Source organism: Sporosarcina ureae DSM 2281, assembly GCF_000425545.1.
Classification (GTDB): Bacteria; Bacillota; Bacilli; order Bacillales_A; family Planococcaceae; genus Sporosarcina; species Sporosarcina ureae.
The window spans coordinates 107,753-123,485 of record NZ_AUDQ01000001.1; the positions used below are offsets into that span (position 1 = coordinate 107,753).

General features: G+C 40.0%; 13 protein-coding genes and 1 pseudogene. 3 read left to right on the top strand and 11 right to left on the bottom strand.

Going from position 1 to position 15,733, the window contains the following annotated elements; genetic code table 11:
* Positions 1-21: 21 nt before the first annotated feature.
* The 6 genes and pseudogenes from ctaG to cyoE all read right to left on the bottom strand — a co-directional run bounded on the left by ctaG (position 22) and on the right by cyoE (position 6,130).
* Positions 22-945, bottom strand: coding sequence for a cytochrome c oxidase assembly factor CtaG (gene ctaG / locus H605_RS0100555; protein ID WP_029052404.1), 924 nt, complete (start codon positions 943-945; stop codon positions 22-24).
* A gap of 221 nt (positions 946-1,166) precedes the next feature.
* Entirely contained in the window at positions 1,167-1,514 is a 348-nt protein-coding gene (locus tag H605_RS0100560) for a cytochrome C oxidase subunit IV family protein (RefSeq protein ID WP_037561321.1), read from the bottom strand.
* Positions 1,514-2,140: a cytochrome (ubi)quinol oxidase subunit III gene (locus tag H605_RS0100565; protein ID WP_029052406.1), complete on the bottom strand. Its 627-nt coding sequence runs from the start codon at positions 2,138-2,140 to the stop codon at positions 1,514-1,516. Before H605_RS0100565 ends, H605_RS0100560 begins: the two co-directional genes overlap by 1 nt.
* Positions 2,140-4,017 (bottom strand): cytochrome c oxidase subunit I, encoded by a 1,878-nt coding sequence (locus H605_RS0100570; protein WP_029052407.1) that lies wholly within the window; start codon positions 4,015-4,017, stop codon positions 2,140-2,142. The genes H605_RS0100565 and H605_RS0100570 overlap by 1 nt, the downstream gene beginning before the upstream one ends.
* Positions 4,018-4,050: 33 nt before the next feature.
* Positions 4,051-5,118 (bottom strand): cytochrome c oxidase subunit II, encoded by a 1,068-nt coding sequence (gene coxB / locus H605_RS0100575; protein ID WP_029052408.1) that lies wholly within the window; start codon positions 5,116-5,118, stop codon positions 4,051-4,053.
* 102 nt (positions 5,119-5,220) lie between these two features.
* A pseudogene (gene cyoE / locus H605_RS19520) lies at positions 5,221-6,130 on the bottom strand (heme o synthase).
* 374 nt (positions 6,131-6,504) lie between these two features.
* Here cyoE and H605_RS0100585 point away from each other — a divergent pair.
* The gene (locus H605_RS0100585) at positions 6,505-7,449 is read left to right on the top strand and encodes a COX15/CtaA family protein (protein WP_037561324.1); all 945 of its coding nucleotides are present in this window, start codon (positions 6,505-6,507) and stop codon (positions 7,447-7,449) included.
* 104 nt (positions 7,450-7,553) lie between these two features.
* Here H605_RS0100585 and H605_RS0100590 read toward each other — a convergent pair whose 3' ends face one another.
* From H605_RS0100590 to H605_RS0100600, 3 genes are all read right to left on the bottom strand, one after another.
* Positions 7,554-11,030, bottom strand: a complete 3,477-nt coding sequence (locus tag H605_RS0100590; protein WP_232321213.1) for a pyruvate carboxylase — start codon at positions 11,028-11,030, stop codon at positions 7,554-7,556.
* The gene (locus H605_RS0100595; RefSeq protein WP_029052411.1) at positions 11,005-12,183 is read right to left on the bottom strand and encodes an FtsW/RodA/SpoVE family cell cycle protein; all 1,179 of its coding nucleotides are present in this window, start codon (positions 12,181-12,183) and stop codon (positions 11,005-11,007) included. The genes H605_RS0100590 and H605_RS0100595 overlap by 26 nt, the downstream gene beginning before the upstream one ends.
* A gap of 64 nt (positions 12,184-12,247) precedes the next feature.
* Positions 12,248-12,529: an Fpa/YlaN family protein gene (locus H605_RS0100600; RefSeq protein WP_029052412.1), complete on the bottom strand. Its 282-nt coding sequence runs from the start codon at positions 12,527-12,529 to the stop codon at positions 12,248-12,250.
* 177 nt (positions 12,530-12,706) lie between these two features.
* Here H605_RS0100600 and H605_RS0100605 point away from each other — a divergent pair, with 177 nt between their 5' ends.
* On the top strand, positions 12,707-13,204 hold the full coding sequence (locus H605_RS0100605) for a hypothetical protein (protein ID WP_029052413.1): 498 nt from the start codon (positions 12,707-12,709) through the stop codon (positions 13,202-13,204).
* A 13-nt stretch (positions 13,205-13,217) separates the two neighbouring features.
* Positions 13,218-13,421 carry a YlaI family protein gene (locus H605_RS0100610; RefSeq protein WP_029052414.1) on the top strand — a complete coding sequence of 68 codons (204 nt, stop codon included), beginning with the start codon at positions 13,218-13,220 and terminating at the stop codon, positions 13,419-13,421.
* Positions 13,422-13,439: 18 nt separating this feature from the next.
* Here the strand turns inward: H605_RS0100610 and H605_RS0100615 are convergent, their stop codons facing one another.
* A complete protein-coding gene (locus H605_RS0100615; protein WP_313234312.1) occupies positions 13,440-13,775 on the bottom strand; it encodes a YlaH-like family protein in 336 nt (111 codons plus the stop codon).
* 24 nt (positions 13,776-13,799) lie between these two features.
* Positions 13,800-15,641, bottom strand: coding sequence for a translational GTPase TypA (gene typA / locus H605_RS0100620; protein ID WP_029052416.1), 1,842 nt, complete (start codon positions 15,639-15,641; stop codon positions 13,800-13,802).
* Positions 15,642-15,733: the final 92 nt, after the last annotated feature.

The window sequence follows — 15,733 nt, forward strand, 5'->3', positions numbered from 1 at the left end:
CACTAACTCCTCTTAGATCAATCAGCCATGCATAGTTAAGTTCTGGCGTTTGAGTAAATCTTGTCTAGTAATTTCGTCCGCATTATCTTTTTCATACTGTGACCAGCTTAAGAAAATACGTCCAATAATAACTACATAAACGAGTTCTTGGATGACTTTCATCAATATACCGCCTAATTGCTGATCATAGAGCGTAGGCATATTTGTAAATAGCTCAGGTCCAGAGATGCCAAGGCCTGACAGTCCAGCTAGAGTTCCGCTTGGCACACAGAGCGCCATCGCTTGCAGCCACGCTTCACCACTGCTATATGTTTCGTACACAGGTACGTCCACGAAGATGATTAACGAACAAGCGGGTGTAATGAGCAAAGCGCTCAATATTACATAACCGATTTTTTTCAAACCATGTAATTGTGGTTGTCCTTTTACTGTATTCACTACAGGCCACCAGAGAAAAATAGCGGAGAAGAAAAGTGTGATGGTGAAAATAGTGTGTAATGGCAAACTTAACTTCACCTGATCTAATATGAGTGGATAGTGATACATCGAGAACATGAATGTAAATACTAACAAACTAATGAGCGGCTTAGTCAAAACCATGAATATTTTTTTGAAAATCGTCCGTGATAATAGCTTTTCCCATACCCAGTTCGGTATCCCGATGATGAAAAATGGTGCTACAATTAAAAGCAATATAGCCATTTGAGCCATATGGACGGAAAATAAAATATGACCTATTAAATCCATTGGTGAACCTTTGACAATATACAGCAACACCATGGATGATAAAAAGTAAACAGCTTGTTGTTTAGTCAACGGTCGTGACCCTTCGAAACGATCTCGCCATTTAACTGTTATGAGATAATATAGAACGATTCCAAGTGCTATCGCTATTAAAAAATAAGGACTCCATAAAGCCCTAAACCCAAATATACTTAACGGCAAAACAACCACTCTCCTTTAATAATCCATTCGCTGAATCTATTCTGTGTATAGTGCCGAAGTATTCACTATATATTCCACCACAGCACAAAGTTAACGAAAGTCTTTCCTACTGCCTATTATACGAGCTTACAATGCATAACTCAATGTACGAACTTTGACAATTTTACCTAAAAGTGAATAGAAAAAGAGCTTATGGAAGAATCCATAAGCTCTTTTGTTGCTTACCACCAAACGATTGTTACAAATGTAAGTGGGAGCAAGAATCCTAACATTGCACCTGTAAACATAAACATTTGTGGAATACCGTGTCCTTTTTCATTCATATGCATGAAGTAGTATAGTTGAAGTCCAACTTGTACAGCTGCAAAGAGGAATAATGTAGGAATGATAAAGAATTTTGAGAAACCAGGAACGTCATTGAGATGAGCAAACACCATAGAAAACGATACAAGTGTTAAGAAAATCATCAAAGAAAACATCGCTACTTGGCTGCGCATTGATTCTTTTGCTCGACGTTGAGACAGTGACTGTTCAGCAGGTGATCTTTTAATCATTTGAACTTCTGACATCAACCAATCACTCCCATCAAGTAAACTACAGTAAAGATGAATACCCATACTACGTCAATAAAGTGCCAGTATAGAGAAAATGTATAATACTTAGTTGCGTTATACAAGTTCAATCCACGCTTAGAGTTACGGAAGATCAACAAAGTGATCCATACTAAACCAACCGCAACGTGGAATCCGTGAGTTCCTACTAAAGTATAGAACGCGGAACTGAATGCACTATTACTGAACGTAAATCCTAATTGAACGTAATGAGAGAACTCATACACTTCTAACATCAAGAATCCAAGTCCTAATAAAGCGGTAATCCCTAACCAAAGTTGCATTTTTTTGAAATTAAAACTCTTCAAATGATACATCGCGTATACACTTGTTAGTGAAGATGTTAAAAGAAGCATTGTCATAACAAATACTAACGGTAATGTGTATAGTTCTTGCGTTGTGAAACCAAAGCCACTTGGACCTTTGTTTTTCAAAGCCATATACGTTGCGAACAACGTAGCGAAGAGAATTGTCTCTCCACCAAGGAATAGCCAGAAACCAACGAATTTATTCTTTGCTTCCAAAGTAGCTCTCTCAGGATGAGCAGGCCATGTTTCAGGGGTGAATTTTGTATTCAAATCCATTAGTTACGCCCCCTTTTAATATTTTCTTGATCCTGCAAGATTTGCTCTTTTGTTACATAATAACCTAGATCATCTTTCAATGAACGAATTGCCATTGTAACGAATGTGAAAGCAAGACCAAAGATCAATACTCCTAATCCCCATGAAGTTTCTTGATGGAACATTGCACCGAATCCAGCAATGAATAATCCAAGAGTCATCAACATTGGGATGATTGAACCGTGCGGCATATGAATGTCCGTAATTGGTTCAGCTGGTGTAATCATTTCCTTACTACCTTCCATCTTCTCAATCCACAAAGTGTCTAAACCACGAACTAATGGAGTTGCTGGGAAGTTATAGAAAGGTGGTGGAGATGGAATCGCCCACTCAAGTGTACGTCCGTCGCCCCAAGGATCGTTTCCAACACGCTCATTTTTAATAGTTGTCATAATGATGTTGATCACCATTACTGTAAAACCAATTGCCATTGATAGCGCACCGATTGTACTTACGAAGTTCGCAAGGTTCCAACCTTGTCCATCCATAAATGTCCAAACACGACGTGGCATTCCCCAGAAACCTAACCAGTGCTGAATTAGGAATGTCAAGTGGAAACCGACAAAGAAGAATACGAAAGTAATTTTACCTAATAATTCATTCAACATAGTACCGAACATTTTTGGCCACCAGTAGTGAAGGCCTGCAAAAATAGCTAGTACTACCCCACCTACAATTACGTAGTGGAAGTGAGCTACGATGAAATAAGAATCGTGTAGCTGATAATCAAGTGGTGCTGCCCCTTGCATTACACCTGTTACTCCACCCATTACGAATGAAGGAATAAAACCTAAAGCATAGAGCATTGGAGTCGTAACTTTAATACTACCGCCCCAAATTGTCAGCAACCAGTTAAAGATTTTAACACCTGTAGGTACAGCAATCGCCATAGTAGCTACCGCAAATATTGCGTTCGCTGTCGGTCCAAGTCCAACTGTAAACATATGGTGAGCCCATACCATGAATCCTAGGAAACCGATTAGCACTGTGGCAAATACCATCGCTGTGTAACCGAACAGACGCTTCCGAGCAAATACAGAGAATACTTCAGAGAAAATACCGAATGCAGGTAAAATTAAGATATATACTTCAGGGTGTCCGAAGATCCAGAAAATATGCTCCCAGATAATCGTGTTTCCACCCATCGTATGATCAAAGAAGTTACCACCAAACATACGGTCAAATGTCAGGAAGAACAATCCAATTGTCAACGGAGGGAATGCGAATAGAATCATCGCTGACGCAACAAACGTAGTCCATGTAAATAAAGGCATACGCATATACGTCATCCCCGGAGCGCGCATGTTAATGATTGTTACTAGGAAGTTAATCCCCGCCATTAACGTACCGCCACCCGCGATTTGTAAACCAATTGCATAGAAATCAATACCATGTCCTGGGGAATGAAGTGATAATGACGCATAAGACGTCCATCCAGCATCTGGAACCTCTCCAAATAACCACGAAATGTTAAGGAATAATCCACCAAATGCGAACATCCAAAAACCTAATGAGTTGATGAATGGGAACGCAACGTCACGTGCTCCAATTTGTAGAGGCATGATCGCGTTCATAAAACCAAAGAGCATAGGCATTGCTGCCAAGAAAATCATGGTTGTTCCGTGCATTGTAATTAAGTCATTAAAAAGCCCTGCGCTTACGAGATCGTTGTTTGGTGTAATCAATTGAAGACGAATGATCATCGCTTCAATACCACCTAGAACGAAGAAGAATAATCCCCCGAGGAGATACAGAATTCCGATCTTCTTATGGTCGACTGTTGTCAGCCAATCCCATAGCGTTGCGCCAAAGCCACTTTTTTGAGCAACTGAACTCACTGTGTTACCTCCTATTCAATTTCCGCTTGAAAATTATTTTGCAACTTTTAAGCCCATCAAGTATTCAGCCAATGCATCCAAGTCTTCATCAGAAATTTGATCTTTACTGAATGAAGGCATCGTATTGCCAGGTTTATGTTTCTGTGTATCACGAATCCAGTCTTTCAGATTCTCTTCATCGTGCTCAAGGAAACCTGCTACACGATTACGATCACCGAATGAAGCCAAGTTGGGTCCTTGTGCACCAGACTCACCTACACCCGAAACTGCGTGACAACCGATACAGCTTTGAGAGAAGACTTCTTCGCCGTCAGCATTAGCAACAACAGGTTCTTCTGCTGTTTCTTGCATACCTGCTACCCAGCTGTCAAATTGATCTCTCGGTAATGTTTTTACTTTAAAGTCCATCAATGCGTGAGAAGGTCCACATAGCTCAGCACATTTTCCGTAGAAAACGCCGTCTTTCAAGCCTTCAGATTCTTTCTCAAATGACAGATAAAATTTATTCACGTTTTCAACGTTCGTATCTAGCTTACCGCCAACTGACGGAATCCAGAATGAGTGCTTTACGTCCGCTGCAATCAAGTTGAAATAAACTTTTTCATCAGTAGGTACTACTAGTTCCTGAGCAGTCACAATACCTAGATCAGGATACTCGAACTCCCACCAATATAACTTTGCAGTAACGTCTACTACTAAGTTCTCAGCGTTACCATCATCATCTACTGCTTCCATTGCTTTCACATCACCTAATTTATACGTGTAGTGAACGGTAGGAATAGCAAGAATCAAAAGTAATACTATTGGAATGAATGTCCAAAGCAGCTCAAGTGTGTGACTTCCTTCCACTTGCTCTGGTATGTGATCTTCACCCAACTTCGAACGTCTGAAGCGGAATAATGCAACAGTGTAAATAATTACTACTACAATGATAACCAGTAACATAATTCCGGATGCTAATAGCAACAACTTGAACTGGTCATTAGCGACTTGTCCTGCTGGTTGGAAGGTTGAAATTTCTTCATTACCACAACCTGCCATGAACAAAGCGAAAACCGCTAGTAAAGAAAAGAGACGCCACTTTTTGAGTCCTTTAATCATCGCTAACTAATACCTCTCTTTCTAAAAAAATGTTTTTCTACTATGGAGAACTGAGTGCCCCTTTATGATGAATTCCTGTTTTAAAGAAAGAATTCCGATACGTTAGATGAATATAGAGAAAATAATCATGGATACAAACAAGATTGTCATATAATTTAAAGAATATACAAACATCCCCGTTGCCCACTTCAAATCTTCTTTGGCTTTAAATCCTTTAATAGCTAAATAAAGCCACCCAACATTCAACAGTGTTGCAAATACTATAAATCCGGTACCGAGCTGTGGTAACAAGAAAGGTAATGGAAATAGTAACAATACCCACATGAGCATCGACTTTTTCGTCCGCTCAAATCCTTTTACTACTGGTAACATCGGAATGTTCGCCGCCCGATACTCTTCTGTTCTACGCATAGCCAACGCATAGAAATGCGGTGGTTGCCATATGAACATGATGAAAAACAATGCCCATGCTCCCATTGGCAGTGTAGGATCAACAGCTGCCCATCCTATTAGGGGTGGAATTGCTCCTGAAAGACTTCCTACTACGGTATTGCTTACGTTTAGACCACATGGAATACAAAACAACATAAGCGAATACACCCAAGATGCCAAGCCAACCTGCCATAGGTGAAGCAGAGAATAATAATACTTCTCCAGCCACTAGGAATGTAACGGCTAACGTCATCACAGCGGGAGCTTTAAATCTACCTGTTACTGTCGGTCTCGATTTCGTTCTCGACATGACGGGATCAATATCGCGATCAATCAAGTTATTCATAGCACCTGAAGATGCAATGATCAATCCAGTACCCAGAATCGCAAATACCAGTAGATCAAAGTTATGGAGAAAACTTATACCAGTGAATTGAAATGCCAAAAAAAGACCGGTGAACGTAGTGATCAAATTCGAGTTGACAATTCCTATTTTGATCAGCGCCAAAAAGTCTTTCCACAAGGTAATTGTCTCTACTTTTGGATCTGCAACTGTCGAAAGCGTTCGACCGTTTGACATAATAACCCTCCTTTCATAGTTTTCAGCAAAGACCCTATCACCTACTATATCTAAAATCGTCCGAAATTTCCAGACCATTTCTCAATTTATAGCGGTTTGTGCACCCTTTGTGTCTTTATCCTTCACCTTCTATATAGTAATGCATTTCTGACTCTCATTTGTGAAGTTAAAGAGACTATTTTATGAACAATTTGTGAAAAGCCTTATACATCAGTGGTTTATTACCTTCATGCATTGTGTTTCCTTCAGTTTTTCGTTATCATAAAGTTTGCAATAGATGCTTGGATTCTACAGAAACCCTTGAAATTCAACTATATATCTCTATATAAGTATTTCTGGAATTCGGGCAAAACTTTACGTAAATCGACCTTTTAATGGTCAATTCAATAGAAGAAGGTGTTTCGTACTTGCGATACAACAGATATTTAAAATGGTTTGGTGTAGCTTCCACGATCGGAATGCTCGCGATCTTACTTGGTGGAGCGCTAGTTACCAAAACCGACAGCGGTATGGGGTGTGGGAGACATTGGCCTGGGTGTAATGGACAACTCATTCCAGACGTCATCACAGCAGAAGTATTAATTGAATTCTCCCACCGGTTAGTTACAGGTTCGGTAGGTATTTTCATCGTCATATTGGCTGTATGGTCATGGAAAGCACTTGGTCATGTCCGCGAAACAAAGTTTTTAGCTTTTATGGCAGTATTTTTCTTAATTCTACAAGCTTTGATTGGAGCAGCGCAAGTATTATGGGGACAAGGTGATTTTATACTGGCCTTGCACTTTGGGATTTCACTTATATCCTTTGCGTCCGTCTTCCTACTGACTTTATTGGTTTTTGAAGTAGACCAGAAGTTTGACGCAGATAAAATACGTATAGAGAAATCATTACGTTTCCATACCATTGGCGTAACCATTTACTCATACGTTGTGATCTATACCGGTGCTCTTGTTCGGCATACTAACTCAGGTCTTGTATGTTCTGACTGGCCTTTGTGCCGTAACAACGAATTCAGTTTACCGAACAATATGTATGAGTGGATCCAGATGGGTCACCGTTTAGCTGCAGCATTGATTGTCGTATGGATTGGTTTCATCGCTATCAAAGCCATTAAACAGTATAGTGATCAACGTGTGATTTACTGGGGTTGGATTACAGCATTTGGTCTAGTACTTGCACAAGCAACAACAGGGATGATTGTTGTACTGACTAAATTAAATCTCTACTTTGCATTGTTGCATTCATTATTCATCACTTTACTATTTGGTTTGTTAACATATCTAGTTCTTCTAGTATCTCGCAGCCGACTGAAGAAGTAACACAAGAGCGCGTAGTAGCTATTTACAGGCTGTTGTTCATTTTTGTATACAAATGTACCAAAAAACAGCTTCCACTGTCCTAACGACATGTGGAAGCTGTTTTTTTAATGTTCTAATTCAATTAATAAGTCTCCTGACGAGATAGAATCTCCAGGACCTACATAGATCGCTTTCACAACTCCTGCAAAAGGAGCTTGAATCGTTGTTTCCATTTTCATAGCCTCTGTAATCAACAAGTGTTCGCCGCGTTTCACTTTCGCGCCAACAGATACCGCAACTTGTAAAACAGTTCCGGGCATAGTGGCTGCAATATGCGTTTCATTTGAAAGGTCAGCTTTTTGCTTTGCATCATCTTTTGTTTCCACTTGTAAATCTTGGATAATGATCTCACGTGACTGTCCGTTTAACTCGAAGTACAGCGTGCGTGTTCCGTCCGGATTTGGTTCACCGATCGACACCAATTTGACGATAAGTGTTTTTCCGAACTCAATCTCTATCTCGATTTCTTCACCTAAACGTAAGCCATACAAGAACTCTGGCGTATTGATGACAGAAACATCATCAAACTGTTTTCTCGTTTCGATGTATTCTTCGAAGACTTTCGGATATAGAACGTAAGCGAGCGCATCGTGCATAGTAGCAGGCTTTTCCATTTTTTCCGTCAACTTCTTAAGGACCTCTGAGAAGTTAACTGGTGCCAATAACTCACCAGGACGTACAGTGATTGCTTTGCGGCCTTTTAATATTACCTCTTGTAATTCTTTCGGGAAACCGCCATAAGGCTGGCCGATTGAACCTTCGAAAAACTCAATAACAGATTCTGGGAAATCAATAGATTGTCCTTTTTCAATAACCGTATGCTCGTCCAATTCGTTTTGTACCATGAACAACGCCATATCCCCTACTACTTTTGAAGAAGGTGTCACTTTAACAATATCTCCAAATAGGAAATTCACGCGAGAGTACATTTTCTTCACTTCTTCCCAGCGCTCTCCAAGCCCGACAGCTTTCGACTGCTGTTGCAAGTTAGAATATTGACCACCCGGCATCTCATGTACATAGATTTCCGAATGAGGACTGTTCATACCACTCTCAAATGGTTTGTAGTATTTTCGCACGTCTTCCCAGTAATGCGATAATTTTTCTAATGACTCTGTATTTGCACGTACATGACGTTCATTATTTTGCATTGCATACGCAAGTGAATTGGCAGAAGGCTGTGAAGTCATACCCGCCATGGAACCAATTGCTGTATCGACAATGTCTACTCCGGCTTCTATCGCTTTGGCATACATATAAATACCATTACCGCTCGTATCATGTGTATGCAAATGAATTGGCAGACTTGTTGACGCTTTCAATTCTGAAACTAAACGATAAGCTGCTTCAGGCTTTAGCAATCCTGCCATATCTTTGATTGCCAGCATATGAGCTCCAACTGATTCGAGCTCTTTAGCCATCTCTTTGTAGTAATTGACAGTATATTTTGCACGATTGTCGTCCAGAATATCTCCGGTATAACAAATCGTCGCTTCTGCAATCTTTCCTGTTGAACGTGTTTCATCAATTGCTACTTCCATACCTTTGATCCAGTTCAAGCTGTCGAAAATACGGAAAACATCAATACCTGACGCAGCCGACTCTTTAATGAATTCACGGATGACATTATCAGGGTAGTTTGTATAACCAACCGCATTAGCACCTCTAAAGAGCATTTGGAACAAGACATTAGGTACTTGCTTGCGTAATTTCTCTAATCGGTCCCACGGGCTTTCTTTCAAGAAACGGTACGCTACATCGAATGTCGCGCCTCCCCACATCTCGAATGAGAAGAGATCTGGTAATAGATGCGCACTTTCTGTTGCAATCTGCGTTAACTCTTTTGTTCTCATACGCGTAGCCAGTAAAGACTGATGTGCATCCCGGAACGTAGTATCTGTCAACAGTACATCGTCTTGCTTTAACACCCACTCGACTAAGCCATCTGCACCTTGCTCATCCAGAATCTGTTTCGTACCTTTTGGTATCGGCGCATTATAATCAATTTTCGGAATACGTACCGGGTGCAAAACTGGACGAGTTGGGTCATCAATGCCAGGGAATCCGTTTATCGTAACATTTCCAAGATACGATAAAGCTTTCGTTCCTCTATCTTGCTTTTTGGCAAATGTAAATAATTCTGGCGTTTCATCGATAAAGCTCGTATTGTAATTGCCCGATAAAAAGTTTTCATGGCATACGACATTTTCAAGGAAAGGTATATTCGTTTTAATTCCCCGAATTCTGAATTCCTTCAAATTTCTGTGCATTTTGCTTGCAGCATCCCTAAAAGTTGGAGCCCATGTTGAAACTTTCACTAGTAATGAATCATAGTAAGGACTAATAACAGACCCTTGATACGCATTGCCGGTATCCAAGCGAACACCAAACCCGCCACTAGAACGATAGACCATTACTTTGCCTGTATCAGGCATGAAGTCATTCAACGGATCTTCTGTTGTAACACGTGATTGAATAGCATAACCAAATAACGGAATATCTTGTTGCTTTGGTATGTTTACCTGTTCAGAATGAAGAGTTTCACCTGCTGCGATTAGTACTTGTGACTGAACGATATCAATTCCTGTAATCATTTCAGTGATTGTGTGTTCCACTTGAATACGCGGATTGACTTCGATGAAATAGAAGGAGTCGTCAGCTACTAAAAACTCTACTGTACCCGCATTGATATATGATACATTTTTTGATAGTTTAACAGCAGCATTGCAAATCTCATGGCGTAACTCTTCTGTCAATGATATAGAAGGAGCAATCTCCACTACCTTTTGATGGCGACGCTGAATAGAACAATCACGTTCGTACAGATGGACTATTTCTCCATATGTATCACCTAATATTTGCACTTCTATGTGTTTTGGGTTCGTAATGTATTTTTCGACATAGACTTCATCAGAGCCAAATGCAGATTTCGCTTCAGATTTCGCCCGGTTATAAGCCTCTTGCACTTCTTCCGGTGATTCGACGATTCGCATACCTCGTCCTCCGCCACCTAATGAAGCTTTAATAATGATCGGATAGCTATGCTGTTCACCAAATGCTGCAACTTGTTCTACGGAGGTAACCGGCCCATCACTACCTGGTATCACCGGGATATCAGCCAGTATTGCTTGTTCTCTAGCCTTTACTTTATCGCCAAACATTTCTAAATGGCTTGAAGTTGGACCAATAAAGATAATCCCCTCTTCTTCCAGACGTGCAGCAAACTGAGCATTTTCCGCTAAAAATCCGTAGCCTGGATGGATCGCATCGACATCCGCTTTTTTGGCGATGTCGATAATTCCTTCAATATCCAAGTATGCATCGATAGGTTTCTTGCCTTCACCCACAATAAATGACTGATCTGCTTTGTAGCGATGTAGTGATGCACGATCTTCAGCTGAATAAATACCAACTGTCGCTATGCCTAATTCTGTACACGCTCTAAATACACGAATTGCAATCTCGCCGCGGTTCGCGACTAGCACTTTCCTAATCTCTCTTCTCTCCACCAACATATCAATCCCCTCTACTTGTTCTCTCATACTTCACAAACATTGAAACGTTCATCAGTATGCCTAGCGCAATCGACAAGAACACAACAGATGTACCACCATAACTAATAAATGGCAACGTAACTCCTGTTAACGGTATCAATCCTGTCAATCCCCCTAAGTTTACCAATGTTTGAATAGCAATCAAGCTACCTACGCCAGCTGCGAGCATTCTTGCATGAGCGTCTTTTGTACGCAATGCAACAGTAAACGCTCTCATCACGATGAAAAAGAGACCTCCAAGAACAAGTGTTGTTCCGAGCAATCCAGTTTCTTCAGAGATTACTGCCATAATAACATCAGTATGGGGCTCAGGTAAATAGCCAAGTTTCTGAATACTGTTTCCTAAGCCTACTCCTTTGAGCCCTCCAGCACCAATTGCAATGTATCCATTGACTATTTGTAGACCTGAACCTTGTATGTATTCAAAGGGATCTGTAAAGGCGAGAAAGCGCCCCATACGTGAAGCAGTCATGACTGTATCCCACTTAATCCACAGTACAATACCGATCAATACGCCAAGTAAAGCAAAGAAACGGCTGATAATCAAATAGTTTTTCACTTTCATCCCGCTTGCCATGATGACCGATATAGCAACAAGAAATAAAATCATCGTCGCTCCAAAATCCGGTTCCAACAGAACTAATAAAAGAGATGCTGTTAAAACAGAAAATGTCGGAAAAATAGTAGTTTTAATCTCGTCCAATGTTCCTCCGTAGTATTTATTCGCAAATACACCCGAGAAATATACGATAAAGGCAATTTTCGCTACTTCTGTTGGTTGCAAATTCCCTATTCCAAACGGTAAGGAAAGCCAACTTTTAGCTCCTACAGCGTCACCAAATCCGATGAACTTGACAAGGATTAATAAAGTAAACATCATAATTAGCGTGCCATATAAGAATTTTTTATTTCGATAGTGTCGGTAAGGAATTATGGACACCATTAGAAATGCCGGAATAGCAATAGCTAAGTTCATTAATTGTTTTTTAAAGAAATGGGATGGTTCAAAATTATAAATATTCATGGCCCATACCATGCTTGCACTGTAAATCATAATCAATCCAAATAAACAAAGCAGTAAATATACGATAAATAATGGATAGTCGAAATTGCGTAAAATTCGATTCATATAAGTCTTCATTTTCTTTAAACCTCATCGTCCTAAATAAAAAACTCAAACCGTTGGAGTAGTTTGAGTCTTCCATTTATTTATTTGTATACAGTTCGTGTAAAACATTTAACTCTTTTTCCAAAACAGAGATTATTTCACGGCCCTTGTCATGCTCCACTAGACCAAGCTTAACAGCAAAATCAATCTCACGAGATAGTCCGTACATTTGCGTATCAAGTACTTCCTCATATAGTGGACATTGCGGCATCGTTAAATTATCCATTTGAACTTTAATCAACTTTGCAATTTTCTCCGCATCGATTTGCAGTTGTTTCATGGCTTGTTCTTTGTACGTATCTTGAACTTCTATATCCATGGAGACGCCCCCATTATTCATTATTCCCGCAAGGTGTTAATGTCTAAATTGTATCTTTTGCTCTTACAAAATGCAAGTGTTACCCAATGAAAAAATTGAACTGAAATGAATTCCTTTTCACTTCTTCTATGAAAAGGTATACTAAAACTAGTGACTATTGATTGAGGAGGATATATTTTGGAACTTATTATACCAATTACGGGAAATGTGAAACATGCAATAACTTTAGATCCTACTGTTTGGATATTTGATGATCGACGTATCGATCTGGATGAATTCTTCTCAGAGGGTTTTGTCGAAAAGGATGAAATGGAAGAGTATAAAGAAAAAATGGGTAAGCACTGGTCCAGAGAAATTATGGAAGGCGCTACTTATCCACCCACTTTAAAAAGTGAAAAAAGATTTGAAAAAGATAAAATGTTATCAAGCAGCTTCGGTATTGTATTAAAACCATTCATACACAATGCTGTACCATCAGCAAACGCAACCACGTTTACACTCATTACTAAAGATGAAAAATACACCTATCCACTTGAGGAAGCAAGCAACATTATTTTCAAATTCAGTCATAAGGGTAAGCCTCTTCGTGAAGACGGCCCTGTACATGTTCTGTTTAAAGACGGATCGAATCAAGATTCACCGATTCGTTATGTTCTGGCTATCCAAGTAGATTGAAGGAGAAATTCCAATGCGCGTAAAATGTGTCATATGTGACCAAAACGATCAATTAGAAGATAACAATCCACTAGCCAAAAAATTACGAAACCGCCCCATACATACGTATATGTGTCCAACATGTAAAGAGCGGATCAGTAACTTGACAGAAAAACGAATTGCGACTGGTAACTTTGTTTTCTACCGTAGTTCAGATCTTACCGAAAAGGATTTTTAATCTATTAAAAAGACTCCGTTACTGAGTAACGGAGTCTTTTTTATGTTCATTCATTCGTCGAACACGATAGATAATGAGAATGGCAGCAGCCACGAACAGTCCTTCTACGATTGGAAGGAAGAAAGCTAAGAATGTTAGTATTATACATCCAATAAATAAGAATGTATAAATGATCACATTTCGACCAAAACTGATCTTTCTCGCAAATCCAAGCTTATACACAATAGCAGACATGATGAAAACGAGTGCAAACAGAATATAGCCGGCTGTCGTGAAATTGGGTGAATACTCATAAATTATGCGAGCGGTTCCCGACAACCGATTGTAGACCATTTCTGAATCCTCTACTCTCATTCCATACATTCCCTTCTATTTCTATTATTCGCCAAGTTTCTTCTTTTTATTTATACGTTCGCGTTCACTCTTGTCTAGAACTTTTTTACGCAAACGAATAGTTTGTGGTGTAACTTCACAGTACTCGTCATCGCCAATATATTGCAATGCTTCTTCAAGCGACAAAATACGTGGTTTCTTTGTTGTGACTGTTTGATCTTTCGTAGCTGAACGAACGTTAGTAGCATGCTTGATTTTCGTCAAGTTGATCGTCAAGTCGCTATCACGGTTACTTTCCCCTACTACCATACCTGCGTAAATCTCCGCGCCCGTTTCTACAAACATTGTTCCACGGTCTTCTAGCTGCATTACTCCGTAACCAGTAACTGTACCGTTCTCCATGGAAACAAGTACACCGTGACGTCTGCCACCAATCTTACCTGTAGTGATCGGCTTATAGCTGTCAAACGTATGGTTCAGAATACCGTATCCGCGTGTTAACGTAAGGAATTCTGTTGTATATCCAATCAATCCACGAGCAGGAACAAGGAAGATCAAACGTACTTGTCCATTTCCGTTATTGATCATATCCAACATTTCACCTTTACGTTCACCAATAGATTCAATAATAGAACCCGTGTGTTCTTCTGGCACATCAATCTGTACGCGTTCAAAAGGCTCGCAGCGCTTGCCATCGATTTCGCGGATGATTACTTGCGGCTTAGAAACTTGAAGCTCGAAACCTTCACGACGCATGTTTTCGATAAGAATCGACAAGTGAAGCTCACCACGACCGGATACAATCCACTCGTCTGGAGAATCTGTTTGTTCTACACGCAATGAAACATCAGTCTCAAGCTGTTGATCCAAACGTTCTTGTATCTTGCGCGCAGTTACCCATTTCCCTTCACGACCTGCAAAAGGACTGTTATTCACTAGGAAACGCATTTGTAACGTAGGCTCATCGATATGAAGTTCAGGAAGAGCTTCCTGGTGATCAGTCGGACAAACTGTTTCGCCGACATCAATGTCACCCATTCCCGAAACGGCTACTAGGTCACCTGCGTATGCTTCTTCAACTTCAACTCTCTTCAAGCCTAGGAAACCGTATAATTTGGTTACACGTAAAGTCTTTACAGATCCATCACGCTTAAGAACTGCGACTTGTTCTCCAACTTTCATCGTTCCACGGAAAATACGTCCAATTCCGATACGACCAACGTAATCGTTATAGTCAAGTAGTGATACTTGGAACTGAAGCGGCTCATCACGATTATCGATCGGTGATGGAATGTTTTCAAGAATTGATTCATATAGAACACGTAAAGTGTCTTCTTGTGTTTCAGGATCAGGAGAAAGACTTGCTGTACCATTGAATCCGGAAGCAAATACAACCGGGAACTCCAATTGCTCATCGTTTGCATCCAGCTCGATGAATAATTCAAGTACTTCGTCTACTACTTCTTCTGGTCTTGCGAATTCACGGTCAATTTTATTTACAACAACAATTGGCTTCAGGTTTGTTTCTAAAGCCTTTTTCAATACAAATCGAGTTTGTGGCATACATCCTTCAAACGCGTCAACAACTAAAATTACGCCGTCCACCATTCGCAAGATTCTTTCTACTTCGCCACCAAAGTCAGCGTGTCCTGGTGTATCCAAGATATTGATTTTTGTGTCATTATATTCAATAGCTGTGTTTTTAGCTAGAATCGTAATTCCTCGTTCACGCTCTAGTTCGTTTGAATCCATTGCGCGGTCATCTACGTGCTCATTCGACCGGAAAATACCGGATTGTTTAAGTAATTGGTCGACCAATGTCGTTTTACCATGGTCTACGTGGGCAATAATTGCAATATTTCTAAGATCAGTACGTTCGTTTGTCATTTTTTCACTCCGTTTATCTTTATTTCAGATGTTCAACTGTGTTATTATAGCACAAGATAGTCAAATTAAATAATATTTTAATTTACATGGAG

Bases quoted from the DNA above. Each gene is read 5' to 3' on its own strand.
- H605_RS0100560 (WP_037561321.1), bottom strand. From the start codon at position 1,514: ATGTCAGAAGTTCAAATGATTAAAAGATCACCTGCTGAACAGTCACTG.
- H605_RS0100565 (WP_029052406.1), bottom strand. From the start codon at position 2,140: ATGGATTTGAATACAAAATTCACCCCTGAAACATGGCCTGCTCATCCT.
- coxB (WP_029052408.1), bottom strand. From the start codon at position 5,118: ATGATTAAAGGACTCAAAAAGTGGCGTCTCTTTTCTTTACTAGCGGTT.
- H605_RS0100585 (WP_037561324.1), top strand. From the start codon at position 6,505: ATGGTCAATTCAATAGAAGAAGGTGTTTCGTACTTGCGATACAACAGA.
- H605_RS0100590 (WP_232321213.1), bottom strand. From the start codon at position 11,030: ATGAGAGAACAAGTAGAGGGGATTGATATGTTGGTGGAGAGAAGAGAG.
- H605_RS0100595 (WP_029052411.1), bottom strand. From the start codon at position 12,183: ATGAAGACTTATATGAATCGAATTTTACGCAATTTCGACTATCCATTA.
- H605_RS0100600 (WP_029052412.1), bottom strand. From the start codon at position 12,529: ATGGATATAGAAGTTCAAGATACGTACAAAGAACAAGCCATGAAACAA.
- H605_RS0100610 (WP_029052414.1), top strand. From the start codon at position 13,218: ATGCGCGTAAAATGTGTCATATGTGACCAAAACGATCAATTAGAAGAT.
- H605_RS0100615 (WP_313234312.1), bottom strand. From the start codon at position 13,775: ATGAGAGTAGAGGATTCAGAAATGGTCTACAATCGGTTGTCGGGAACC.
- typA (WP_029052416.1), bottom strand. From the start codon at position 15,641: ATGACAAACGAACGTACTGATCTTAGAAATATTGCAATTATTGCCCAC.